The organism is Streptomyces meridianus (assembly GCF_023703325.1).
GTDB lineage: Bacteria > Actinomycetota > Actinomycetes > Streptomycetales > Streptomycetaceae > Streptomyces > Streptomyces meridianus.
The window spans coordinates 39282-61398 of sequence record NZ_JAMQGM010000018.1; the positions used below are offsets into that span (position 1 = coordinate 39282).

Annotated in this window: 21 protein-coding genes; 9 read left to right on the top strand and 12 right to left on the bottom strand. The window is 71.9% G+C overall.

The features are described from left to right. Positions 1 to 46 precede the first annotated feature (46 nt). The gene (locus M1E25_RS08510) at positions 47 to 1159 is read right to left on the bottom strand and encodes a TcmI family type II polyketide cyclase (protein WP_251412316.1); all 1113 of its coding nucleotides are present in this window, start codon (positions 1157 to 1159) and stop codon (positions 47 to 49) included. A gap of 497 nt (positions 1160 to 1656) precedes the next feature. On the opposite strand from M1E25_RS08510, the gene M1E25_RS08515 reads away from it, so the two are divergent. After that, on the top strand, positions 1657 to 3291 hold the full coding sequence (locus M1E25_RS08515) for an FAD-dependent oxidoreductase (protein WP_251412318.1): 1635 nt from the start codon (positions 1657 to 1659) through the stop codon (positions 3289 to 3291). A gap of 68 nt (positions 3292 to 3359) precedes the next feature. Here the strand turns inward: M1E25_RS08515 and M1E25_RS08520 are convergent, their stop codons facing one another. Then, entirely contained in the window at positions 3360 to 3986 is a 627-nt protein-coding gene (locus M1E25_RS08520; RefSeq protein ID WP_251412151.1) for a YigZ family protein, read from the bottom strand. Positions 3987 to 4038: 52 nt separating this feature from the next. On the opposite strand from M1E25_RS08520, the gene M1E25_RS08525 reads away from it, so the two are divergent. Continuing rightward, on the top strand, positions 4039 to 4455 hold the full coding sequence (locus tag M1E25_RS08525; protein ID WP_251412153.1) for a CoA-binding protein: 417 nt from the start codon (positions 4039 to 4041) through the stop codon (positions 4453 to 4455). A 60-nt stretch (positions 4456 to 4515) separates the two neighbouring features. Here the strand turns inward: M1E25_RS08525 and M1E25_RS08530 are convergent, their stop codons facing one another. Continuing rightward, positions 4516 to 5088 (bottom strand): helix-turn-helix domain-containing protein, encoded by a 573-nt coding sequence (locus tag M1E25_RS08530; RefSeq protein WP_251412156.1) that lies wholly within the window; start codon positions 5086 to 5088, stop codon positions 4516 to 4518. Positions 5089 to 5181: 93 nt separating this feature from the next. Between M1E25_RS08530 and M1E25_RS08535 the strand changes: the two genes are divergently transcribed. Next, complete coding sequence (locus M1E25_RS08535; protein WP_251412157.1) at positions 5182 to 6045, top strand: EamA family transporter; 864 nt, start codon at positions 5182 to 5184, stop codon at positions 6043 to 6045. 119 nt (positions 6046 to 6164) lie between these two features. On the opposite strand, the gene M1E25_RS08540 is transcribed toward M1E25_RS08535, so the two are convergent. After that, on the bottom strand, positions 6165 to 6938 hold the full coding sequence (locus tag M1E25_RS08540) for an acyltransferase (RefSeq protein WP_251412159.1): 774 nt from the start codon (positions 6936 to 6938) through the stop codon (positions 6165 to 6167). Between the two features lie 137 nt (positions 6939 to 7075). Between M1E25_RS08540 and M1E25_RS08545 the strand changes: the two genes are divergently transcribed. After that, a complete protein-coding gene (locus tag M1E25_RS08545) occupies positions 7076 to 7606 on the top strand; it encodes a gamma carbonic anhydrase family protein (protein WP_251412161.1) in 531 nt (176 codons plus the stop codon). A gap of 38 nt (positions 7607 to 7644) precedes the next feature. Here M1E25_RS08545 and M1E25_RS08550 read toward each other — a convergent pair whose 3' ends face one another. The 3 genes from M1E25_RS08550 to M1E25_RS08560 form a co-directional block, all read right to left on the bottom strand. Beyond that, positions 7645 to 8292: a DedA family protein gene (locus M1E25_RS08550; RefSeq protein WP_251412163.1), complete on the bottom strand. Its 648-nt coding sequence runs from the start codon at positions 8290 to 8292 to the stop codon at positions 7645 to 7647. Between the two features lie 140 nt (positions 8293 to 8432). Continuing rightward, complete coding sequence (locus M1E25_RS08555; RefSeq protein ID WP_251412165.1) at positions 8433 to 8885, bottom strand: DUF4442 domain-containing protein; 453 nt, start codon at positions 8883 to 8885, stop codon at positions 8433 to 8435. A 145-nt stretch (positions 8886 to 9030) separates the two neighbouring features. Beyond that, complete coding sequence (locus tag M1E25_RS08560; protein WP_251412167.1) at positions 9031 to 9876, bottom strand: spermidine synthase; 846 nt, start codon at positions 9874 to 9876, stop codon at positions 9031 to 9033. A 115-nt stretch (positions 9877 to 9991) separates the two neighbouring features. Between M1E25_RS08560 and M1E25_RS08565 the strand changes: the two genes are divergently transcribed. Further along, positions 9992 to 10753, top strand: a complete 762-nt coding sequence (locus tag M1E25_RS08565) for a TVP38/TMEM64 family protein (protein WP_251412170.1) — start codon at positions 9992 to 9994, stop codon at positions 10751 to 10753. A 42-nt stretch (positions 10754 to 10795) separates the two neighbouring features. Continuing rightward, a complete protein-coding gene (locus M1E25_RS08570) occupies positions 10796 to 11659 on the top strand; it encodes an undecaprenyl-diphosphate phosphatase (RefSeq protein WP_251412173.1) in 864 nt (287 codons plus the stop codon). Between the two features lie 13 nt (positions 11660 to 11672). On the opposite strand, the gene M1E25_RS08575 is transcribed toward M1E25_RS08570, so the two are convergent. Then, a complete protein-coding gene (locus tag M1E25_RS08575) occupies positions 11673 to 12809 on the bottom strand; it encodes a CapA family protein (RefSeq protein ID WP_251412175.1) in 1137 nt (378 codons plus the stop codon). Between the two features lie 190 nt (positions 12810 to 12999). Next, positions 13000 to 13710 (bottom strand): FadR/GntR family transcriptional regulator, encoded by a 711-nt coding sequence (locus M1E25_RS08580; RefSeq protein WP_251412177.1) that lies wholly within the window; start codon positions 13708 to 13710, stop codon positions 13000 to 13002. Between the two features lie 184 nt (positions 13711 to 13894). On the opposite strand from M1E25_RS08580, the gene M1E25_RS08585 reads away from it, so the two are divergent. Both M1E25_RS08585 and M1E25_RS08590 read left to right on the top strand, forming a co-directional pair. Beyond that, entirely contained in the window at positions 13895 to 15187 is a 1293-nt protein-coding gene (locus M1E25_RS08585) for an SLC13 family permease (protein WP_251412179.1), read from the top strand. Positions 15188 to 15303: 116 nt separating this feature from the next. Further along, entirely contained in the window at positions 15304 to 16020 is a 717-nt protein-coding gene (locus M1E25_RS08590; protein WP_251412181.1) for a response regulator, read from the top strand. A gap of 11 nt (positions 16021 to 16031) precedes the next feature. Here the strand turns inward: M1E25_RS08590 and M1E25_RS08595 are convergent, their stop codons facing one another. From M1E25_RS08595 to M1E25_RS08605, 3 genes are all read right to left on the bottom strand, one after another. Further along, positions 16032 to 17747, bottom strand: coding sequence for a sensor histidine kinase (locus M1E25_RS08595; RefSeq protein WP_251412183.1), 1716 nt, complete (start codon positions 17745 to 17747; stop codon positions 16032 to 16034). Positions 17748 to 17835: 88 nt separating this feature from the next. Next, positions 17836 to 20265, bottom strand: a complete 2430-nt coding sequence (locus M1E25_RS08600) for a glycoside hydrolase family 65 protein (RefSeq protein ID WP_251412185.1) — start codon at positions 20263 to 20265, stop codon at positions 17836 to 17838. A 15-nt stretch (positions 20266 to 20280) separates the two neighbouring features. Continuing rightward, complete coding sequence (locus M1E25_RS08605) at positions 20281 to 21141, bottom strand: universal stress protein (protein WP_251412187.1); 861 nt, start codon at positions 21139 to 21141, stop codon at positions 20281 to 20283. Between the two features lie 263 nt (positions 21142 to 21404). On the opposite strand from M1E25_RS08605, the gene M1E25_RS08610 reads away from it, so the two are divergent. Continuing rightward, complete coding sequence (locus M1E25_RS08610; RefSeq protein ID WP_251412189.1) at positions 21405 to 22076, top strand: CBS domain-containing protein; 672 nt, start codon at positions 21405 to 21407, stop codon at positions 22074 to 22076. Positions 22077 to 22117 lie beyond the last annotated feature (41 nt).

The following is a 22117-nucleotide window of genomic DNA, read 5'->3' on the forward strand; positions in this document are numbered from 1 at the left end:
AACGCCGGCACCGGCGGCCGGCGGCGGCTGACGCATACGCGTCGGGTCAGGCGTCGGCCGACCGGCGGTCGGTGACGGGTTCCATGGCGCAGCGTGTGAGGAGCCGCGCAACGGACTGGTCGCTCGCCAGATCGTCGTCCTCCTCGAGGCGCAGCAGCCGGCCCAGGACAGCGGGGGTGCGGTGCCCGTCGAGGCCGAGCGCGCTGACGGGGTCCCGCTCGAGGGGACCGCGCATGTCGATGAGTCGGACAACGATGTCGTCACGCTGGAGGATCGTGCTGGCCATCACCGGGCTGGCGGGGTCGTCCGCGGCCAGCTCGGCCTGACGGGCCAGCAGCCGGGCCACGGCCATCCCGCAGTCCGGCTTGACCGGGTAGGACAGCGCGTGACGCTCGACCCCCGTCTCCGACTGTCCCCGGGCCACGTGGTGCACCGCCGGCAGGGCGGCACGGGTGAAGAACACCCGGGCGGACTCGGGGTCCTCCAGGTCGCGTTCCTGTTCCAGGTAGGGGTTGACCGCCTCTTCCACGGCGCGCACCTCGGGCTGCCGGGCCACGTGCCGCAGCGCGGCGACCAGGTCGCCCTGGACCTCGATGGCGCGGACCACCCGGTTTCCGTGCATGAACAGCGAGGTGCGCCGGAGTCTGGTGTGCTCGTCCACCTGCGCCGTCGGCGAATCGTACTCCGAGAGGATCTTGGCGACGTCCGCCTCGCTGCCGGGCCTCACCGTGAAGGTGAGGGCGTGCCGGACCGTGCCGTCACCGACCCGGGGAGCGGCCTGCAGGTTCCTCGCCGACGCCTCGGTGTAGACCGGGAGTTCCGGGGTCTCCCGCAGCACACTGAAACGCAGCGACCGGGTGTCGCGGACGCAACTGTGCAGCGGCTGCACCATCTCGACGTGGTCCTCGCTGTTCACCCAGGCGAGGAACGGCGGGGCGCTCTCCCATTCGCTGGTGATCAGCCACTGGGAGGGGTTCTCGATCGACTGGCAGAGCTGGTCGCTGATGTGCCCTGGTACGGATGCCACCCGGCTGCGCAGATGTTCGTAGGCGTCCATGAACCGCTGTTGGGCGCCATCCTGGAGATCCAGCAACAGGATCACCCGGAGCCGGGAGCCGTCGAAGGCGGACTGCGAGACCTTTTCCGAGACGGTGGTCATCTTCCTCATCTCTCTCCTTCGGGGCAGAACTCGGCTCCACGTGCTGGGCGTCGTGGGCCGGAGGCCCGTGCAACATGAGGGCGTTCCGGTTGAGGGACCGGATTCCGAGCCGGTGATACGCCCCGGTCCGGGGCGGAGCTCCTTGGGCTCCAGAGGTGAGAAAGATCCCGGTTTCGGTGGTTGCCCGATACTGATCGTAGGCCCGAGTCCCGGGGGCGCGAGATGTGCGATCCATCGGAGTGAACCTTGATCAGCGGTCCTGCGGCCGGGCACATTCAACCCATACGCCGGCCCGGAATTCCGCTCCGGCGCGGGGCGACCGGCACGTCTGCCGGAGTCGCGGAACGGCCGTCCGCACGGCTCGGAACGGAGCCGGGTCCGGCACCGTTCCGCACCGGGAACCGCGGCCCTGTCCGTACGGCGGCCCGGTGCCCGCGAACGTCCTGTTCCTGCACGTCCCGTTCATCACCGTCGGCTCGAAACGACTGGAGCGATTGATGGATCCGAAGGTCGACGTCCGTGTGCCGGTCCTCGTCGTGGGCGGTTCCCTCGTGGGCCTGTCCGCCTCCCTTTTCCTGGGCCGGCTGGGCATCGGACACATGCTGGTCGAAAAGCACGCCTCCACTTCTCATCACCCCCGTGGACGCGGCAACAACGTGCGCACGATGGAGCTCTACCGGACGGCCGGGGCGGAGGCTCGGATCCGTGACGCCGCATCCGTCCTGGCCGAGAACCACGGCATTCTGCAGGCCCCGTCACTGACCGGGGAGGAGCAGGAATGGCTCTTCAAGGAGATCGACCCGGGTGGTGGCCTGGCTCGCTTCAGTCCGTCCGGGTGGTGCCTGTGCAGCCAGAACGACCTGGAGCCGGTACTGGTGGAGTGCGCCCGCGAACTGGGCGGGGACCTGCGCTTCCATCACGAGCTGCGCTCCTTCGAGCAGGACGCGAACGCGGTGACCGCTGTCGTGAAGAACCGGGAGACCGGTGAGCATCTGACCGTGGCGGCCGACTACCTGGTCGCCGCGGACGGGCCGCGCAGTCCGGTCCGCGAGTCCCTGGGCATCGGCCAGACGGGGCACGGCGAGCTGTTCCACAACGTCAGCATCACCTTCCGCTCCGAGGCACTGGCCGGGATCGTCGGCGACCGGCGCTTCATCGCCTGCTACCTCACCGGCCCCACGGCGGACGGTGCGCTGCTGCCCGTGGACAACCGGGAGAAGTGGGTCTTCCACGCCCCCTGGCACCCCGAGCAGGGCGAGGCGCTGGAGGAGTTCACGGACGAGCGGTGCGTGAAGCACATCCGCGCCGCGGTCGGGGCCCCCGAGCTCGACGTGGAGATCACCGGCATGGCGCCGTGGCATGCGGCCGAGAGGGTGGCCGAACGCTACGGCACGGGGCGGATCCTGCTCGCCGGGGACTCGGCCCACGAGATGTCTCCGACGGGTGCGTTCGGCTCCAACACCGGAATCCAGGACGCGCACAACCTCGCCTGGAAGCTGGCGGCCGTGCTGGGCGGCTGGGCGGGCCCCGGTCTCCTCGACACCTACGGCGCGGAGCGCCGACCGGTCGCCGAGGCGACCGGTGCGCGAGCCTCCTCGCGGTCGGCGGAGCACAGCCACCCCGGCTACGCGCCGCCGCCCGGGGCGGCCGGTGGCAAAAAGAGCGGGGTGCTCACAGTGGCACTGGGCTACCGCTACACCGCCGGTGCGGTCGTGGGCGCCGACCCCGCGGCGCCGACCGTGCCCGAGCGGATGCAGCTGTCCGGTGAACCCGGCACTCGGGCCCCGCACATGTGGGTGACGCAGGACGGTGTGCGACGTTCACTCCTGGACCTCTACGAGAAGTCGATGGTGCTGCTGAGCGGCTCGGGCGACGCCGTCTGGGCACCGGCGGCGGCGCGTGTCGCGGCCGGGCTGTCCGTACCGCTTGCGGCCTACCGCGTCGGCAGCGGATCGGACGACGACCTCGTCCCGGAGGCCGACGCCGACTGGGCCGAGCGGCACGGCGTGACCGGTGAGGGCGCGGTACTCGTCCGGCCCGACGGGTTCGTGGCCTGGCGTTCGGTAGGCCGGATGCCGGACCCGGAGCGGACGCTGACCGAGGTGCTGCGGACCGTGCTGCGCCGCGGCTGAGCCGCGCGCGGGTGTGCCCCGCCGCCCCTGGGTGGATTCGGCACCGGTGGCGGCGGGGCACGCCCGGCTCAGTTCTCCATGTAGGTCAGTTCGCCGAGCTCGAGTCCGGACGCACCGGCGGTCGCGTCGGCGAGCCAGGAACGGAAGGCGTCCGTGCGGTGGTCGGGCACTCCGACCTCGATCGTGACGCACTCGCCGTAGTGCACGGCGCGGACGCAGTGCCCGGCGGCCCGCAGATCGTTCCCGAGCCGGCCGGCCTGCTGGTGGCCGACGGTGACGGTGGCCAGCCGCAACGGGTGCAGGGCGACGGTCCCGATCTCGTCGAGGGCGTGGCCGACCGCTCCGCCGTAGGCTCTGATCAGACCACCCGCGCCGAGCCGGACGCCTCCGAAGTAGCGGGTGACGACGGCGACGGTGTCCCGCACCTCGCGGCGCATCAGCATCTGGAGCATCGGGACGCCGGCCGTACCGCCCGGTTCACCGTCGTCACTGGACTTCTGGATGACGCCACCGGGGCCGATCACGTACGCGAAACAGTTGTGGTTCGCGCCCGCGTGCTGTCCACGGACGCGCCGTATCACCGCCAGGGCCTCCTCCTCGGTTGCGGCTGGTGCCAGCGTGGCCAGGAAGCGCGACTTCTTGATCTCGGTCTCGGACACACCCTCGCGGCCGACCGTGCGGTACTGCTCCTGCATGTCACCAGCCTATGGGCTGGAATGGACCCGACCGCCCAGAGGTTGAGCGGACATGTATGCCGATACGTCAGAGACAGAGGTCATCCGCCGCATCCTGACCGCCACCGGAGACACCTGGGCCGTGGTCGGTCTGTCCGGCAACACGGGCCGCGCGGCGTACGGGGTGGCGCGGGCGCTCCAGCGGTACGGCAAGCGCATCGTGCCGGTGCACCCGAAGGCGGAGAGGGTGCACGGGGAACAGGGCTACCGCTCGCTCGCGGACATCCCCTTCCCGGTGGACGTGGTCGATGTCTTCGTGAACAGCGACCTCGCGGGAGCAGTCGCCGACGAGGCTGCGGGCATCGGCGCCAAGGCGGTCTGGTTCCAGCTGGGGGTCGTGGACGAGGCGGCCTACCGCCGGACCCGGGAGGCGGGTCTCGACATGGTCATGGACCGCTGCCCGGCGATCGAAATCCCGCGGCTGGGCTGATCGTGGCGTTCCGGTCCGGCCGCCCGGGCTGCGCGGACGGGCCCGGGCGACCGGACCGGTTCAGCGCACCGGCGGAATCGCGACCGTCATGATCATCTCGGCTGGGACCCGGCCGTCGTTGCGGTAGCCGTGCGGGAGGTTCGCCTCGAACGTGGCCGACGTGCCCGCGGCGAGCCGGTACTCCTCCCCTCCGACGGCAAGGGTGATGTCACCGGCCGTGACGTGGAGCATTTCGTGCGTCCCGGACGGATGCGGGTCCGAGGTGCTGCCCTCCCCCGGCATCAGCCGCCAGGACCACATCTCGAGCGGTCCGGGGTTCTCGGCACCGACCAGCAGGGACGTCGAACTGCCGGCCTCGGTCGACCACATGCGCACCGTCCGGTCTGCCGGAACGATCCGCACCGCCGAGCCCTGTTCGTAGTCGAGCAGGGTGGTGATGCTCACGCCGAGCGCGTCGGCGATCTTCACGGTGGTTCCGACGCTGGGGTTCGTCCGGGCCTGCTCGATCTGGATGATCATCCCGCGGCTGACGCCCGCCCGGGCCGCCAGGGCCTCGAGGGTGAAGGCGCGCTCGGTGCGCCAGTGCTTGACGTTTCTGGCCAGCGCCTTGGTCAGGTGATCGAGGTCCGTCACGTTGCGTCCATTTCATTGAATGCTATAGTTCAGTCTATTGAACTTCGGTGCGTTGCACTGCACCGTCCATCACATTGTACTGGGAGGGATGACGTGACCGCAGTCTTCGCACTCGCCACCAGCCTGCTCTGGGGTCTGGCGGACTTCGGCGGTGGCATGCTGACCCGCCGCAGCCCGGCCCTCACCGTGGTCGTCGTGTCGCAGACCATCGCCGCCGCGGTCCTGGGCGTCGTGGTCGTCGCCTCCAGCGCGTGGACCCAGGCCGACGCCCGGCTCTGGTACGCAGTGGCCGCCGGGGTGGTGGGCCCGGTCGCCATGCTCTGCTTCTACCGCGCCCTGTCCCTCGGGCCGATGGGCGTCGTCTCGCCGCTCGGTTCCGTGGGGGTGGCCGTCCCCGTCGGCATCGGCCTGCTGCTCGGCGAACGCCCCGGCCCGGTACAGGCGTTCGGGATCCTGCTGGCCGTGGCCGGCGTGGTCCTCGCCGGAGGGCCCCAGCTGCGCGGCGCCCCGGTCCAGCGGCAGACGATCATGCTGACCCTCGTCGCCGCATTCGGCTTCGGTGCGGTCATGGTGCTCATCGCGGAGTCGTCGTCCACGCTCACCGGTCTCTTCCTCGCCCTGTTCGTGCAGCGCCTGACGAACGTCGTGGTGGGCGGTGCGGCGCTGGCCGTGTCCGTCCGGCGCGGCGCGGCGGCCCTTCCGGCCGAGGGGGTGCGGGTGCTGTGGTCCGCGCTGCCCGCTCTGGCCTTCGTCGGTCTGGCCGACGTGGCGGCCAACGGCTCGTACGCCCTCGCGGCGCGGAGCGGGCCGGTCACCGTGGCCGCCGTCCTCGCCTCGCTCTACCCGGTGATCACCGCGCTCGCCGCCCGGGGTGTGCTGAAGGAGCGTCTCCTCGGCGTCCAGACGACCGGAGCCGCCATCGCCCTGTTCGGCACCCTTCTGCTGGCCTCCGGCTGATCAGAACCTGCGCGCGGCGTAGACGAGCAGGGCGATCCCCTGCAGGGCCACCACCGCGGCCAGCAGGATGCGCAGCGTACGGTCGTTCACTCCCCGCACTCCTTTTGGGCTCGGCGCAGTCAGCGCTCCGACAGGTCCAGTGTGCCCGGCTCGGGCGCCCCGGCGGCCAAATCACCGAGCGCGGCCAGCTGCTCGGGGGTGATGTGCTCCGGGAGCGGGACGGGCGCAGGGGTGCGCAGCGGAGGCTGCCAGCCCGTCCCGGGATCCCAGCGACGGACGATGCGCGCCGGAGCCCCCGCGACGACAGCGTGGTCGGGCACCTCACCGCGGACGACCGCGCCCGCGGCCACCACCACGTTGCGCCCCAGGCGCGCTCCCGGGAGGACGACCGCCCCGGCACCCAGCCAGCTGCCCGGGCCGATCTCGACGGGGGCGGTGCGCGGCCACTGCCGGCCGATGGGCTGTTCGGGGTCGTCGTAGGAGTGGTTGTCGCTGGTGATGTAGACGTAGGGGCCGCAGAAGACGTCGTCGCCGATCACGACGGAGCGTGAGGCGACGACGTGGCTGCCGCGCCCGATCACGACCCCGTTGCCCAGCCTGACCACCGGGTCGGGCCCGAGGTCGAGGCCCGGCATCATGCCGGCGGTCAGGGTGACCTGTTCGCCGATGATGCAGCACGCGCCGAGCTCGATCCACTGCTCGCCGAACACCGTGCCCTGCGGGAAGGCGAGCCGGGTGCCCGCCCCGATCCGGCGGAAGCGGAAGGGGCCGGGATGTTCCGCGGAGACCGACCCGGCCCGCTGGATCCGGCGCCAGATGCGGTGGACTGCGGACGAGGCCGCCCGGCCGGGCAACGCCGCGAGCGAGGAGAACACGTTCCTGTGGGTCGGCACCCAGACACCGTAGTCGGCCGAATGCCCCGGGGCGCCGGTGCCGGCCTGTGATCTTGCCCCCAGCCCGCCCGTCCGCCCCCGCCGCCCATCGCCTACGGTTCCTCGGGCAACACCGGCAACGGCACGAGGAGCACGGTATGACGGAACGGGCATGGGTCAGGGGCGTCGACGGCAAGGAACCCCGGATTCACCCGGAGGCGTTCGCCGCCCCGACCGCGGTGGTGGTGGGGGACGTGACCCTCGGCGCGGGTTCGAGCGTGTGGTACCACGCGGTGCTGCGCGGGGACGGCGACTCCATCACGCTCGGCTCGCAGAGCAACGTCCAGGACAACTGCACGGTGCACGCCGATCCGGGGTTCCCCGTGGTGGTGGGCGACCGGGTGTCCGTCGGCCACAACGCCGTCCTGCACGGATGCACCGTCGAGGACGACGTGCTGGTCGGCATGGGCGCAACCGTGCTGAACGGCGCCCGGATCGGAACCGGCTCACTGATCGCGGCGCAGGCGCTGGTGCCGCAGGGCATGGAGGTGCCGCCCGGCTCGCTCGTCGCCGGGGTCCCGGCGAAGGTCCGGCGTGAGCTGACGGCCGAGGAGCGCGCGGGGCTGGAGCTCAACGCGGCCGTCTACGTGGAACTGGCCGGCAAGCACAGCGCGGCGTCCGGGGGCTGAGCCTGCACCGGGCGCCGGCTCGGCCGCCCCTCCGGGGCTCAGTCGGCGGCCGGAACCGGATCCCGCTCCTGCGCCTGCCGGGCCTCGGCCTTCTTCGACCGGCTGCGGACGACCAGGAACGAGGTGAGCCCGAACAGCACGGCGACGACCAGACCCAGCCAGGAGAAGCGTTTCAGCCACGCTTCGGCGACGATGCCGACGTAGTAGATCACCGCGGTCGTCCCGCCCGCCCAGACGATGCCGCCGAGCACGTTGGCGATGAGGAACTTCCAGTACGGCATCCGCAGTACGCCGGCGAGTGGGCCGGCGAAAATGCGCAGCAGGGCGACGAAACGCCCGAAGAAGACGGCCCACACGCCCCACTTCTCGAAGGAGCGTTCGGCCGTCGCGACCTGGGCCGGGCCGAAGTGTTTCGGGAACCTGCGGCCCAGCCGGGTCAGGAGCGGCTTTCCGCCCTTGCGGCCGATGGCGTAGCCGATGGAGTCGCCGATGATGGCGCCGGCAACGGCACAGGAGCCCAGGACCACGGGATCGATCGCGTCGTTCTGCGAGGCCAGCAACGCCGAACTGACGAGGATGATCTCACCGGGCAGCGGGATGCCGAGACTTTCCAGGCCGATGACGATTCCGACCAATGCGTAGACAGCGACCGCCGGTACGGTCTCGAGCCATTCCTGGACGTGCACCGCCGGTTTCCTCCCGCACAGACGACCCCCGTCAGTGCGCCTCGGTGGCGCACGCCGGGAAGACTACTGGATCGGGCCGGTGGGACAAGTGGCGCATCCCGGACGGCTTTCCAGGCCGAGGGCGGTCGCCGCCGCGTTACTCACGAGTTGGGGCGCAGCGTCCATGTGATGCTCATCTCACCCGTGACGGCTCCGTCCTCACGGGTGATGGCCACCTCGACCGGGAACTCGGGCCGTTCGCCGGCATCGAGTTCGGCGACGACGTCGGCTGCCGGTCGGCCGAGGGTCGCGGTGGCGGCGACCGGACCCATGGCGAGTTTCCGGTAGCCGATCTCCGCCCGCACCGCGAGCGGGACGGCCCGGGAGAGCTGGTCGCCGAACGCGGCGAGGACGATCGCACCGCTCGCGGACTCGGCCAGCGTGAACATCGCGCCGGCGTGGGGGCCGCCGACGTGGTTGTGGAAGTCGTCCTGGTCGGGAAGCCGGACCACGGCCCGTTCGGGGGTGGCCTCGGTGAACTCGAGGTTGAGGGTGCGGGCCATCGGCACGGTGGCCGCCATCATCTCGCCGATCGACGGCAGGGTTTCGGACATGGCGGAAGGTTACCAACGAGTAGAAGCTTCTCGGCAGTGCCGCGGGGGCCACATCGGCGCGACTCCGCACGCCCCGGTCACCCGGTGTCCCACCCGGCCGCAACCACACCCTGCTGTGGCGGGCGCCACCGGGGAACGCACCCGGTCAGCCCACGCCGAAGGCGCCCTCCGGCGGCACCGGCGAGGCGACGGCACGGTCGTCGTGCACCGGTTCGGCGCCCGCGATCAGCCGCCACAGGGCCGCACCGTGTTCGACGCGTGCGGGGAAGGCGTCCGCGGCGGTGCGGCGGGTCAGCGCGGCCAGGGGCAGTTCGCGGCGGGATGCGGCCAGGACGAGGTTGCCGAAGCGCCTGCCCCGCAGGACCGACGGCTCCGCCATGAGGCACAGATGCCCGAAGACCGCGGCCAGGGACGCGAGTTGGGGACGCACGAAGCCGAAGGGAGCCGTGTCCGCGAGGTTCGCCGCGTACACGCCACCGGGGCGCAGGACGCGCGCGGCAGCACGGGCGTACTCGATCGAGCCGAGATGGGCGGGCACCCGGCTGCCGCCGAAGACGTCACTCACGATCACGTCCGCCGATCCCGGTGGCGCCTGCTCCAGCCAGGAGCGGGCGTCGGCAGCGTGCACCGTGATCCCGTCCGGGTCGGCGAGGGGCAGGAATTCGGCCACGAAGCCGAGGAGCCCCCGGTCGTTGTCCACGGCGGTCTGCCGGGATCCGGGACGGGTGGCGGCGGCATAGCGGGCCAGGGTCAGCGCCCCGCCGCCGAGGTGGACGACATCGAGCGGGCAGCCGGGCTCCCCTGTGGTGTCGAGCACGTGGGCGAGCCGGCGGGTGTACTCGAACTCCAGGTGCGCCGGGTCGTCGAGGTCGACGTACGACTGCGGGGCGCCGTCCACGGTGAGCAGCCAGGCCCGGCTCCGGTCCACGTCGGGCATCAACTTGGCGATACCGTGGTCGACGGCTCTGCTCACGGGGGTCTGCTCGGTCACCCTCCCATTGTGGAGCCGGCTCCGATCGCGCCGGCGCGGGGCACGGCGGGTGGATTTCGTCATATGAGCGCATCATGACGTCGCAGCGGGGCTCCGGTCGGATAGCCTCCGGCTGATGCTCGAAGCCACGACGCAGCCACCCGGTCCCGCCGCCCGGTGCTCCGGTGCGCTGTTCTCCCCCTGGTCGCGACTGGCACTGCTGGTCGTGCTGCTGGCGTGCGCCGCGACGGGGCTGGTGGTGTACGAGCCGCAGCACCTCCTCGCCGACGGCTGGCCCCCTCGGTTCTCCGGCCTTCCGGCCGCCGGGGTTTTCGCCGTCGGCTACGGCCTCTGCACGGCCGCCCTGGTGCCGCGGACCCTGCTGAACCTGGGAGCCGGGGCGCTGTTCGGCCCGATGCTCGGCCTGGGGGCGGCGCTGGGCGGCACCGTCGTGGGGGCAGCCATCGCCTTCGCCCTCGGGCGCGGACTCGGCCAGGCGGCGTTGCGCCCCCTGTTGCGGGGACGCTGGCTGCTCGCGGCCGACCGGCAGCTCAGCCGGCACGGTTTCCGCTCGATGATCGCGGTACGCCTGGCCCCGGGACTGCCGTTCGCGCTGGCCAACTACTGCGCCGCGGTCTCCCGGGTGCGCTGGACGCCGTTCCTGATCGCCACCGCCCTGGGCAGCGTCCCGAACACCGCCGCCTACGTCGTCGCGGGCAGCGAGGCGTCGAGTCCCACGTCACCCGCTTTCCTGCTCTCTGCGGGTTTCATCGCCCTGACCGGGATCGCCGCGGCATTCCTGGCCTGGCGGGCCCGGGGTCGCGCCGCGGCACGCACGCCCGATCCGGCCGTGGAGGACCCCCTGCCCACGCCCGTCCCCTCACGCCATAGCATCTGAGGCGACCTCTCCGTCGATCCCCGAGGACGAATACCTTCCGCCATGTCCTGGTTCGAATCACTGATCCTCGGGCTCGTCCAGGGGCTCACCGAATTCCTGCCCATCTCCTCCAGCGCCCACCTGCGCCTCACCGCGGCCTTCGCGGACTGGCACGACCCCGGCGCCGCCTTCACGGCGATCACGCAGATCGGCACGGAGACGGCCGTCCTCATCTACTTCCGCAAGGACATCGGACGCATCCTGTCCGCCTGGTTCCGGTCCCTGTACGACCGACAGGCCCGGTCCGACCACGACGCACGGATGGGCTGGCTGGTCATCATCGGCTCGATCCCGATCGGCGTCCTCGGCGTGACGCTCAAGGACCAGATCGAGGGGCCGTTCCGCGATCTGCGGCTGACCGCCACGACGCTGATCGTCATGGGCATCGTGCTCGGTGTCGCGGACCGGCTGGCCGCACGCGACGAAGCAGGCGGCCGGCACCGGGCGGTGCGCGAGCGCAAGACCCTCGCAGAACTCGGGGTCAGGGACGGTCTGATCTTCGGCGTGTGCCAGGCCATGGCACTCGTACCGGGAGTCTCGAGGTCGGGAGCGACGATCAGCGGCGGCCTGCTGATGGGCTACACCCGCGAGGCCGCCGCACGCTACTCGTTCCTGCTGGCGATCCCGGCCGTCCTGGCCTCCGGCGCCTACGAGTTGAAGGACGCCGGTGAGGGCCACGTGTCCTGGGGCCCCACCGTCTTCGCGACGATCGTCGCCTTCGTGGTGGGCTACGCCGTGATCGCCTGGTTCATGAAGTACATCACCACGAAGAGCTTCATGCCGTTCGTGATCTACCGGATCCTGCTCGGCATCCTCATCTTCGCTCTGGTCAGCGCGGGAGTGCTCAACCCCCACGCGGCCGAGTAGGCCGGCTGAGAGCTCAACGCCCCTCCCGCAGGCCGTCCGTCGCCGCGCCCCGGCTCAGCACCGCCTCGCGCACCCGTTCCCGGACCTCCGGATCGCCCGTGCCGGGGCTCGCGGTGACGACGCGGAACGGCGGGCCGACATCTGAGTGCCCGACCAGGAACTCGGCGCCGGAGACCTTCCAGCGCCGGCCGTCCGGTTCGAAGGTGAAGCGGGCCATGGAACCGTCGTTGCCCCGGTACTTCTCGGGGACGAAGCTCGCCACCTGGTCCCCGAGCCCGTACACCACCCAGATGCCGTTGACCTTCTCGTAGGGCTGCGGGACGTGGTTGTGGGTCCCGATCAGCAGGTCGATGTCGGGGAGACCGCCGGTCCGGGCGGCCGTCAGCTTCCTCGCCACCCGCAGCTGCTGCTCGTCCGGGGCCTCCTGCCACTCCGTGCCCCAGTGCAGGCTGACCAGGACGACCTCCGCACCCGCCCGGCGGGCGGCCCGCGCGTCGGCGATGACACGGCCGGGGTCGAGCAGGTTGACCGCCCAGGGCCTGCCCTCGGGGAGCGGTATGCCGTTCGTGCCGTAGGTGTACGACAGGTGGGCGACCTGCGCCCCGCCAGCCTGCAACAGGGCCGGCCGGCCGGCTTCCGCCCGGGTGCGGGCCGAGCCCGCGTGGGCCACACCGGCCGCGTCCAGCGCGTCGAGGGTGCGTTCGAGTCCCTTCGTACCCCCGTCGAGCGTGTGGTTGGAGGCGGTGGAACAGCTGTCGTAGCCGGTCGCCCTGAGCGAATCGGCCAGCTGGGGCGGGGAGATGAACAGCGGATAGCCGGTGAACGGGCCCTCGGGCGGACCGTAGGGCGTCTCCGCGTGGCATATCGCCAGGTCGGCCTTCTCGACGGTGGGCCTGACCCCGTCCAGGATCCGGCGGAAGTCGTAGCCGTCGCCTCCGGCGTCCTGGCGGGCCTGACGGATGATCGACGGATAGGGGATCACGTCGCCCGTCGCGACGACGGTGAAGGACGTGCGGCGGCCGTCGGCCGGTGCGGCCCGCCCCGACGCCGCCGGGCCGTCGGGTATGCCGCCGCCCGCCGAGCACGCGGCCAACGCCCCCAGGGCGAGGCCGCCGAGGGTGATCCGGGTTCTGCGCCACCGAAACGCCATGTCTGGACAGCTCCCTTGGCCCCCCGTTGTCGGGTTCTTCTGACCGCAGGGTGAACCGGGGCGGGAGCAGCCGACAGCCGGGAGGCCGGACGGCTGGGCCGATGGGACGGCAGGTCAGCCGTCCGGAGGCACCCCGATGGCGCCGGGGGGCATCCGGTGTATCTGCCCGGGCGGAACAGGAAGGGCCGGGTCAGCGGGTCCCGGTCTCGGGATCCCACTCCAGGAGACGGACCTTCGCGACCGTGCGCAGGTGACGGCGCATCGCGGCGGCCGCCTCCCCGGGGCGGGAACCGGCAATGGCCTCGAGGATGCGCCGGTGCTGGGCGAGCGACCGTGCGGGCCGGCCCGGCTGCCGCAGTGACTCGTGGCGGCTCTCGGCGATCTGCTCCGCGATGGAGCGCATGAACTCGGCGAGCAGTGCGCTGTGCGCGGCAGCCGTCACCGCGGCGTGGAAGCGCCGATCGCCCTCGGCACCGTGGGCCCCGGCTGCGATGTCGTCCGCCATGAGCTCGACTGCCGCGCGCAGGTCCCGGAGGTCCTGCTCGGTCCGGCGCTCGGCGGCGAGTGCGGCGAGCTTGGTCTCCAGCGCCTCCCTCGCCTCCAGTACGTCGGGCAACCGGCGGCGGCGCTCGATGAGCTGGCGCACCGGCTCCACGTCGAGCGTGTCGCGCAGCAGGTAGGTGCCACCGCCGTGCCGTGCCTCCACCAGACCCTGGGCTTCCAGTACGACGATCGCCTGCTTCACCGAAACCCGGCTGACGCCGAGCCGCCCGGCCAGTTCGCGTTCCGGGGGCAGCCGGTCGCCGGCGCCGAGCGATGACTCGGCGACGTAGGCGCGCAGCCGTTCCAGCACCTGCTCGTACAGGCGCATCCGCATCATCGGTCTCAGTGCGTCGGTCACCCAGCCCCCTCCGTACACCGTTTGACCGGAAGTCAGCAGCGTAACAGCGGGACCACGGCGTCTCGGTGGATCAATCCGTTCCCATGCATTGACAGGCGTCTGCGGCACCCACAACTGTGGCCTGGCCACTCAGCCACTTTCCAACTGCCTGCGCAGGACCCGGACCCAGGGACGGGAGCCCTTGATGTCTGCTGAACTGATATCGATCGTCGTGCTCGTGGCGGTTTTCGTGATCGCCACCACCAGATCCGTGAACATGGGCGCCCTGTCCTTCGCAGCCGCCTTCGGAGTGGGCGAACTCGTCGCCGGGCTCGATGCAGAGGGCATCTTCGGCGGCTTCCCCGGCGACCTGTTCGTGGTACTTGTCGGCATCACCTACCTCTTCGCCATCGCCCGGGCCAACGGCACCACGGACTGGCTCGTCGCGGCATCACTGCGTGTCGTGGGCGGCCGCGTCGTCCTCATCCCATGGGTCATGTTCGCCGTCACCGGCCTGCTGACCGCCATCGGAGCGGTGAGCCCGGCCGCGGTCGCGATCGTGGCCCCCATCGCGCTGAGTTCCGCGGCCCGCCACGGCATCAGCCCCCTGCTCATGGGAGCCATGGTGGTGCACGGCGCCCAGGGCGGCGGATTCTCCCCGATCAGCATCTACGGCTCCATCGTCAACGGAATCGTCGCCCGGGAGGACCTCCCCGGCAGCCCCCTGGTCCTGTTCCTCGGCAGTCTCGTCGTCAACCTGCTGATCGCCGCGATCGTGTTCGTGGTCTGCGGTGGCCTGAAACTCTCCGGTCGGGACACCGAGGTCATGTCCGCGGACAACTCCGCTGTGTCCAGGGCGGGTTCCGCATCACAGGAGAAGGAGAGCCCGGGCAAGGGCCGACTCTCCCCGCAGCGGACCGCCACGCTGGTGGCCCTGGTGGCCCTGGTGGTGGCGGTGCTCGTGTTCGACCTCGACGCCGGGCTCACCGCCATCACCCTGGCCGTCGTGCTCAGCATCTTCTGGCCCGACGTCAGCCGGAAGGCGGTCGGCAGCATCACCTGGCCGACGGTGCTGCTGATCTGCGGTGTGCTGACGTACGTGAGCGTGCTCGAGGAGATGGGGACCATCGACTGGGCCGGCAGGGGCGTCAGCGGCATAGGTGTCCCGCTGCTCGCCGCACTGCTGCTCTGCTACATCGGGGCGATCGTCTCCGCCTTCGCCTCCTCGGTCGGCATCATGGGCGCGCTGATCCCCCTCGCTGTGCCGTTCCTCGCCCAGGGGCACATCGGTGCCATCGGGATGATCACCGCTCTGTCGGTCTCGGCGACCGTCGTGGACGTGAGCCCCTTCTCCACCAACGGAGCGCTCGTCCTGGCCGCCGCTCCCGACGTCGACCGCGACCGGTTCTTCCGTCAGCTGATGGTCTACGGCGGCATCGTCGTCGCCGTCGTGCCCGCGGTGGTGTGGCTCGCCATGGTTGTCCCCGGATTCGGCTGAGCCGGGGCGGGACCGGCAGCGCAGGTCGTGGCCCGTTCGGCCCTGGTCGGCGGGCGAACGGGCGGGCCATGATCTCTCATAGGTGTCATCGCACAGCCACGGGCAAGGGGCCGCAGATGTCGGAGGAGCGGGTGTTCTCCCCGGAGAAGCCGATCAGAGTCTTCCTGCTCGACGACCACGAGGTCGTCCGGCGCGGCCTGCAGGACCTGCTGGACGCCGAGCCGGACATCCAGGTGGTCGGCGAGGCCGGGACCATCGACCACGCGCTCGCCCGGGGGCCCGCGTTGCGTCCGCACGTGGCCGTACTCGACGTCCGGCTGCCCGACGGCAGCGGCATCGAGGTCTGCCGGGAGCTGCGCTCGCGCATGCCGGACCTGGCCTGCCTCATCCTCACGTCGTTCGACGACGACGACGCCCTGCTGAACGCGATCATGGCGGGCGCCTCGGGATACGTGCTCAAGCAGATCACCGGATCCGACCTGGTCTCGGCGGTGCGCACCGTCGCCTCGGGCCAGTCGATGCTCGACGCGGCGACGACCACGCGGCTGATGAGCAGCCTGCGCGGTCCCGACGCCCGGGAGCAGGAGACCGACCAGCCGCTGGCCGGGCTTTCGCCGCGGGAGCGGGAGATCCTGGCTCTCATCGGCGAGGGGCTCACCAACCGGCAGATCGGCAGGAAGCTTTATCTGTCCGAGAAGACGGTGAAGAACCACATCTCGCGGCTGCTGGCGAAGCTGGGCGTGCAGCGACGCGTGCAGGCAGCGGTGATGGCGGCCGGCCTGGCCTCGGGCGGTTCGGGCCAGTCCCCGCCGGGCGGGGGCGCGGGCCGCTGAGCTCCGCCGGGTCAGTCCCCGGGCAGCGGGACGGCCCACACCAGCCGGGTGCCACCACCGGACGGCTCTTCGAGACGGACGTCACCGCCGAGCGCCTGGGCCCGCTCGGAAATGTTGCGCAAGCCCCCGCGCGGAGTTCCGACGGCGATGCCCCGCCCGTTGTCCACGACGGTGAGCCGCAGCCCGTGGCCCGCGACCGCGAGGGAGATCTCTGCAGCGCTCGCCCGGGCATGCCGGGCAATGTTGGTCAGGGCCTCGCCGAGCACGGCGACCACGTGGTCGGCCATGTCGCGCGGAACGTCCGTGTCGACCAGCCCCTCCATACGCAGAGCGGGGGTGAATCCCAGCTGGGGGACGGCCTCCTCGATCGACTCCGCCACCCGCACCCGCAGGCCCGGTTCGGTCGGCCCGCCCTCGTGCGTCCGCAGGCCGAAGATCGTGGACCGGATGATCTTAATGGTGGCGTCGAGGTCGTCCACGGCACGCTGCAGGCGTTCCGTCGCCTCCGGGTGCGCGACGAACCGCTGCATGCTCTGCAGTGTCATGCCCGTGGCGAACAGGCGCTGGATCGCCAGGTCGTGAAGGTCGCGGGCGATCCGGTCGCGGTCGGCCAGCAGCACCAGCTGCTCGGCGTCCCGCCTCCGCTCCGCCAGCTCCAGTGCCACCGCCGCCTGATCCGCGAACCCGAGCAGCGGGCCCGTCTCGGACTCGGTGAACACCGGCTCGCCCTGGGGCCGGGCCAGCAGCAGCACACCGCGCACGCCCTCGCCGGTGCCCATCGGCACGGCCACCGCCGGCCCCAGGCCCGCCCATCGCCGGGGCCCCACCGTGATGCGGGGATCGTGCTCGATGTCCGTCGTGGTGACGGTCTCGCCGGTGATGAACGCGGCCCCCATGAAGGAGCCCTCGCACGGGGTCACCAGGCTCAGATGGCGCTCGGCCGCGAATCCGACGGCTCGTGCCACCTGCAGCTCCTGGGCTCCCTCGACCGGCAGCGCGACCACGGCCAGGGCCGCGGAGCTGATGTGCCGGGCGCTGTTGACGATGAGTTCGAGCACCTGGGACTGGGGCGCACCCGAGAGCAGGCTGCTGGTCACCTCCGTGCTGGCCTTCAGCCAGCGTTCGCGGCGGCGCGCCTCCTCGTACATCCGAGCGTTCTCGATCGCCACGCCGGCGGCGACGGCCAGGGTGGAGACGACCGCCTCGTCCTCGGCGTCGAACTCCTTGGCGGTGCGCTTCTCGGTCAGGTAGAGGTTGCCGAAGACCTCGTCCCGCACCCGGATGGGGACGCCGAGGAAGGAGTGCATCGGCGGGTGGTTCTCCGGGATGCCGTAGGAGGCGGCGTGCTCGGAGAGCTCCGCGAGCCGCAACGGTTCGGGGTGACGGATCAGCTCGCCGAGGATGCCGTGTCCGGCCGGGAGCGGGCCGATCGCCTCGACCTGCTCCTCGCTCATACCGACCGGGATGAACTGGGCGAGTGTCCGGTGGTCCTCGCCGATCACCCCCAGGGCGCCGTACCCGGCGTCCACCAGGACCACGGCGGCCTCGACGATCCGCTGGAGCACCTCGGGCAGATCGAGCTCCTGTCCCACGGAGACGACCGCCTCGAGCAGCCCGTGCACCCGGTCCCGCGTGCCGCGAACCTCGTCGATACGAGCCTGCAGCTCCTCGAGGAGGTCGTCGAGCCGCAGGCGCGGCAGCGACCCGGAGCCCGCTACGCCTTCCACGCCACCGGTCCCCTTTCTGCAGGTTCCCCGCCCAGGTTCCCGAAGGGCAGCCGACCGGCTTCCCGTTTCACAGTATCCAGCGGACGGCTCAAGGGCGCGGCAAGCGCAGGGTGCGAGCCTCCCCAGGGGCGATGGTGACACTCTGACCTGGGAGAACGACCAGAATGGGATCGCTGTCGGAGTCGGGGACGCTGATCCGCAGCCGGTGGCCGCGCAGCCGAACCCCCACACCCCAGTGGCCGCGGTAGCGCAGGGAGAACCGGAACTCCGGGAGCTCCGGCAGCGGCGCCGGGTCGAAGGCGAGGGCCCCACCGCGCGGCTCCATCCCGGTCAGCCCCCGCTGGACGAGGTCCAGCGTCCCCGCCATGGCACCCAGATGGATGCCCTCACCGGTGGTCCCTCCCTCCACGTCGCACACGTCGGTCTCGAGCGCCCTGCGGCAGTAGTCCCAGGCGTCGGTGCGCCGGGCCTGCGCGAGCACCCGTCCGTGCACGAGACCGCTGAGCGTCGAACCATGACTGGTGCGGTCCAGGTAGTAGTCGACGGTGCGGCGCCAGGTCGGGGCGTCGAGCCGGTATCCGAGCCGCTCGAAGAGGGCGGACAGCTCTGCGGGCCGGAACAGGTATCCGAGCATCAGGACGTCGGCCTGTTTCGAGGCCCGGTAGCGGTTCACCGAATCGCCCTCGGCCTCCAGGATGCGGTCCAGCCGGCGGATGTCGCCGTAGCGCTCCCGGTAGCTCTCCCAGTCCAGTTCGGCGAGCCGCTCGTAGCCGTCGAACTGGCTGACGACGGAGTCGTGAAAGGGAACGTGCAGGGTGCGGGAGACCTCGTCCCACCGTTCGAGTTCGTCGAGTGCGATGCCGAGCCGCTCGGACAGTTCCTGGCGGCGTCGCGCGGGCAGGTCCCGCATCAGCCGGACGGCGCGCTCGAGAACCCAGGCGGCCATGACGTTGGTGTAGGCGTTGTCGTCCAGACCGGGCTCCGTGCTGCCGGGGTAGGCGTCGTGGTACTCGTCCGGCCCGATCACGCCGCGGAGCCGGTGGCGCCCGAGGGAGGCGTCGAAGTCGGCGCCGGAGGCCCAGAACCGGGCGATCTGGAGCAGCATCTCGGCGCCTTCGGTGTGCAGGAACTCGGTGTCACCCGTGGCCTCGCAGTACTGCCACACGTTGTACGCCACCGCGGAGCCGACGTGGCGCTGCAGCCGCGAACGGTCGGGAAGCCAGTGCCCGGAGCGCGGATTGAGGTGGAGGCACGGGGTCTCCTCACGGCCGTCGCTCCCGCTCTGCCAGGGGTACATGGCACCGGCCCGGCCGATTTCCCGGGCCGCCCGGGAGGCGGCCGGCAGCCTGCGGTGGCGGTAGCGCAGCAGAGCCCGCGAGACCTCCGGGAAGTGGAGGTTCAGATACGGCAGGACGAACAGCTCGTCCCAGAAGACGTGGCCCCGGTAGGCCTCACCGTGCAGGCCCCGGGCCGGAACGCCCGCGTCCGTGTCGACGGTGTGCGGCGACAGCGTCTGGAGCACGTGGAACAGGTGCAGGCGCAGGACGCGGCCGGCCTCGCCGGGCACCTCGATCGCGGCCCGCTGCCACAGGTGCTCCCAGGCGGTGACGTGCGACGCCAGCAGCGCCGGATAGTCCGGCGCGGCGTCCGCGTGGACCAGTGCGCTGCCGAGCGGGTCGCTGATGGCCCGGTCGCGGGAGGTGTGCAGAGCGACGGTCTTGTCGACGGTGACCGGGCTCCCCGGCGCCAGCGGGACCACCACGGTCCGCGCCGCCGAGTCCCGGGCCCGGCTCAACCGGGACGAGGTGGGTTCGGCACCGGTCACCGTGGTGCGCGCGGCCATCCCGATGCGGATGTCCGAGGTCGTGGTGCGGCAGCGCAGCCACACGGTTCCCGGCTCCTGCGCCCCGGTGTGCACATGTGTCAGATGACGGTCGGCGAGGTCCCGGTAGCGGGCGACGTTTCCGTTGGTGACCGCGCCGTCGAGGCGGGACTCCACCTCGAGGTCGCCGGCCCAGTCCTCCGCGGTGAACACCGTCCGCAGGGCGGCCAGATGGGGCGTCCCCATGTGCACCAGCCGCTGCTGTTCGACCGCCAGGACACGTCCGTGGCCGTCCCGGAGGCGGAACCGGCGGGTCAGGAGTCCCCGGCGCAGGTCGAGGGTCTGGCGTTGGTCCAGCAGGGCTCCCGATCCGGCGGAGAGCCAGGGGCCGGGCCCACCAGGGACTGCCTCGCCGGAGCCGTGGCGCCCGGCGTCGCACGGACGGAACCGCAGGGGAAGCCAGTTGGGCAGGTTGACCAGGTCCTCGTTCTCGACCTGTTGTCCGGCGACGGTCGAGGTGAGCCGGTTGTAGCAGCCGGCCGCGTAGGTGCCGGGGTAGTGCACGTCGTCCGCCCCCTCCTCGGGCGCTGCGCCGCGGGTGGCGAAACGCCCGTTGCCGAGGGTGCACAGGGCCTCCCGCAGGCGCTCGGCACCGGGGTCGTAGCCCTCGTACTCCCACGTCCAGTAATCCGCCACGTCGAGGCCGTCCCCTCAGACCGACCGGGGGACGACAGCGACCGGACACGAGGCATGGTGCAGCACGGTGTGGCCGGCCCGGCCGAGTTGCAGCCCGGTGCGGTCCCCGGTGCGCGTCGCACCGACCACCAGGAGGTCGGATGCGGCCGATGCCCCGAGGAGCACCTTGCCGACCGGCCCCTCGGCGACCTCCCGGTGCAGGGTGGCGGGGCTCCGTTCGGGCAGGGACACGCCGACGGCCGCGGTCAGGGCCTCCGAGGCCAGTTCCTCGTGGGCCACGTGCGGTCCGCCCGTGAGCAGCGGGTGGTACTGGGCGTGATGGGCCGGGGCCCGCCAGGCGCGGACTGCGTGCAGCTCGCAGCCGCGTGCCTCGGCCTCTTCGACGGCGAAGCGCATCACGGCCGCGTCCGCCGAGGCGTCGCCCACACCGAGGGTGATCCGGTGGAAGGTCCCGTGGACGGACCGTTCCGTGCCGCGCACGACGATCACGGGGCAGTGGGCCCGGGCCGACACCGTCAGGCTCACCGAGCCGAGAAGCAGTCCGGCGAGGGTGCCGTGGCCGCGGCTCCCGGTGACGAGCGCCCGGGTCCGGCGGTCCTCGTCGAGAAGGGCGTCCACGGGGTCGGCGGCGATCACGACACCCTCGACCTGCACCGGACGGCAGGCCCTGCGGGCGCGTTCCACAGCCGCGTCGACGATGTACTGCGCAGCGTCCAGGCCGGCGTGGCCCGGATCCGCGCTCCCGTGGCGATCGTGGAAGGCGGCGTGGACCAGACGGAGAGCGGCACCGTGACGGGCAGCCTCCGCCACGGCCCAGTCGAGGGCCCGCAGACTGCCGGCGGAGCCGTCCACGCCGACCACCAGAGGCCTCTGCATCCTTCCCACCGCCTCTCGGGGGCCACCGAAGTACCGATCCCCCGCCGGGACTTCTTCACCGTGGCACCGGCGTGGCCCGGCGGGCGAGGGGCGGGTCGGCCCCGTTTGGGGACCTTCGGCCCCAGGTGCGGGGCCGGACCCGCCGGGAGGCTGGAGGCAGGCGGGCGGCGCAGGACCGGCTCCGGCCGGACGCCCGGCCCCGGGCCCCGGCCCCGCGGCATGGTGGGCGTCCGCGGCCGGGTCCCGAGTGAGGAGAGACGGCCATGAGGCATCGCGCGGTGGGGAGTCTGATGGCGGGCGATGTGGTGACCGTTACCGCTCCGACGCCGTCGTCCGCATCGGCCGATCTGATGGAGGAGCACCGCATCAACGGTCTTCCGGTGGTGGATGCCGACGACCGGGTGGTGGGCATGCTCTCCGCCAGCGATCTGCGCCGCCTGCGGACCTCCGAGGAGGATGTCCGGCGGGGTGACGGGAGGCGCGGCCGGCTGCCCCGGGCAGTCCGCCGGCCCGGGAAGCCCGCGGCGCGCACGGCCCGGGGCCGGCGGACGACGGGGGATGTGATGACCGTTCCGGCAATCGTCGTCCACGCCGAGGAGAGCATCGCGGAGGTGGCCAGGACGATGGCGGGCCGTGGCGTGGAGCGGCTGCCCGTCGTCGACGAGGAGGACCGGCTCGTCGGTATCGTGACGCGCCGCGATCTGATGGAGGTCTTCCTGCGGCCCGACGGGGAGATCCGCGGCGAGGTGACCGAGACGGTCCTCGGGCAGACCCTGGGGCTCCCCTCCGACGCCGTCGACGTCCGGGTCGCCGACGGCGTGGTGACGCTGAAGGGCCGTCTGGGACGGGCGGGCGAACTCCCGGTCCTGCTCCGGCTGGTGCAGCAGGTCGACGGGGTCGTGTCGGTGGTCGACGAACTGACTGCGTCCGGCTGACGACCGCGGAACCGTTGCCGCAGTCATGCCCGGGCGCACCG

What these genes read in the sequence shown, in the direction of transcription:
- M1E25_RS08510 (WP_251412316.1), bottom strand. Translation starts at nt 1,159, where the DNA reads ATGACCACCGTCTCGGAAAAGGTCTCGCAGTCCGCCTTCGACGGCTCC.
- M1E25_RS08515 (WP_251412318.1), top strand. Translation starts at nt 1,657, where the DNA reads ATGGATCCGAAGGTCGACGTCCGTGTGCCGGTCCTCGTCGTGGGCGGT.
- M1E25_RS08520 (WP_251412151.1), bottom strand. Translation starts at nt 3,986, where the DNA reads ATGCAGGAGCAGTACCGCACGGTCGGCCGCGAGGGTGTGTCCGAGACC.
- M1E25_RS08525 (WP_251412153.1), top strand. Translation starts at nt 4,039, where the DNA reads ATGTATGCCGATACGTCAGAGACAGAGGTCATCCGCCGCATCCTGACC.
- M1E25_RS08545 (WP_251412161.1), top strand. Translation starts at nt 7,076, where the DNA reads ATGACGGAACGGGCATGGGTCAGGGGCGTCGACGGCAAGGAACCCCGG.
- M1E25_RS08555 (WP_251412165.1), bottom strand. Translation starts at nt 8,885, where the DNA reads ATGTCCGAAACCCTGCCGTCGATCGGCGAGATGATGGCGGCCACCGTG.
- M1E25_RS08565 (WP_251412170.1), top strand. Translation starts at nt 9,992, where the DNA reads ATGCTCGAAGCCACGACGCAGCCACCCGGTCCCGCCGCCCGGTGCTCC.
- M1E25_RS08570 (WP_251412173.1), top strand. Translation starts at nt 10,796, where the DNA reads ATGTCCTGGTTCGAATCACTGATCCTCGGGCTCGTCCAGGGGCTCACC.
- M1E25_RS08575 (WP_251412175.1), bottom strand. Translation starts at nt 12,809, where the DNA reads ATGGCGTTTCGGTGGCGCAGAACCCGGATCACCCTCGGCGGCCTCGCC.
- M1E25_RS08585 (WP_251412179.1), top strand. Translation starts at nt 13,895, where the DNA reads ATGTCTGCTGAACTGATATCGATCGTCGTGCTCGTGGCGGTTTTCGTG.
- M1E25_RS08590 (WP_251412181.1), top strand. Translation starts at nt 15,304, where the DNA reads ATGTCGGAGGAGCGGGTGTTCTCCCCGGAGAAGCCGATCAGAGTCTTC.
- M1E25_RS08605 (WP_251412187.1), bottom strand. Translation starts at nt 21,141, where the DNA reads ATGCAGAGGCCTCTGGTGGTCGGCGTGGACGGCTCCGCCGGCAGTCTG.
- M1E25_RS08610 (WP_251412189.1), top strand. Translation starts at nt 21,405, where the DNA reads ATGAGGCATCGCGCGGTGGGGAGTCTGATGGCGGGCGATGTGGTGACC.